Genomic DNA, 1,246 nt, shown 5'->3' on the forward strand with positions numbered 1-1,246 from the left:
CACGGCTTTTTCATAAAAATAAATTTGATTTAAAAATCTTATTCAACTCATCTTTATTATAAGCTAACTTTGTTCTTATTTGCTTAAAATTCAATTTTTCTTTTGATCTTTGTAGTAAATTAATGACTTGAGTCAGCATTACAGCAAAACATCGCTGAAGATTTATATTAAAACTTTTAAAAGAGTCTTCACCAAAAGTTTTATCTCTGACATAATTTTTAGCTTCTACTTTCCAGTGATTTCTGCATGCTTTGAATAATTCAAAAATATTTTGTTTTGAATTATTGGTATTGCTAATATAGAAAGAAGTCTCTTTAGTACTTTGATTTGTTTTCAATTTTAAAGTATCTCTTTCAACAACGATAAAAGTATAAATACCAGTGTCTTTCCATTTTTCACTTAAACATTCAGAATTGATTGTGTATGATTTATAAGTTCTTTTTTCGATCCTACCATGTTCTTTGTTGATTTCTGATTTCGTATAATGATGTGGTAGATGTTGACTAATATGCTCTAACTCTTCTAATAAATATTTTTGATTTGATTTTACTTGAGAAAGATAAGTACCTTTTCTACTTTGAATTGCTGTTAACAAAGGAATTGTTGTATGTAAAGCATCCAATGTAAATCCTTTATTTGAAATATTTTGTTGATTTTCAAAATATGATTTTACCACTGTTTTCTCAGATTCTTTCTTTCCTGAATAAAAACCAATAACTTCAGTCTGTTCATCATCATGAGAAACTTTGGTAACAATATTTTCTCCTCTTTTTTCTCCTAATACACCATCAATGCTTCCACGAAGCTCCTTCCCATCAATTGATGACCAATACTTCCCTTCTTGCATTATTGTTTTTCTGAAATAATTAAAATTAATCTCTGAAAACTCAGTATAATCAAAAGCTATTAGAATTCTCCTTAATTGAGAATAGCTAACACATTTTTCAAAAGAAAACTCCTCTAGATCTTTAATCAAATCAGAGTGACTGTGAATCATAATTCTATGAATATCAGATAATGTTAAATGACCTGTGCTACGAATAAAAGCAGTAAAAAAACTCAGAATCACAAAAGGTAAAGAATGACGTTTCCCACGATTATCTCGGAAATCAGATAGTTTTATTTGCAATTCTTCATAGTATCTTTTAATTTCGTTTTTTTGAGTGATTTCATGATGTATTTTGATTTTTGGCGAAACAAAAATATCATTTTTTTGGAATCACTCTTTTTTTATGAAAAAGCCGTG

At 27.7% G+C, this 1,246-nt stretch carries 1 protein-coding gene; it reads right to left on the reverse strand.

Annotation, left to right across the window (positions count from 1 at the left end):
• Positions 1 to 10: 10 nt before the first annotated feature.
• A complete protein-coding gene (locus I0K12_RS21920) occupies positions 11 to 1,129 on the reverse strand; it encodes an ISAs1 family transposase (RefSeq protein WP_196890318.1) in 1,119 nt (372 codons plus the stop codon).
• Positions 1,130 to 1,246: the final 117 nt, after the last annotated feature.

Source organism: Aureivirga sp. CE67, from assembly GCF_015767245.1.
Lineage (GTDB): Bacteria > Bacteroidota > Bacteroidia > Flavobacteriales > Flavobacteriaceae > Aureivirga.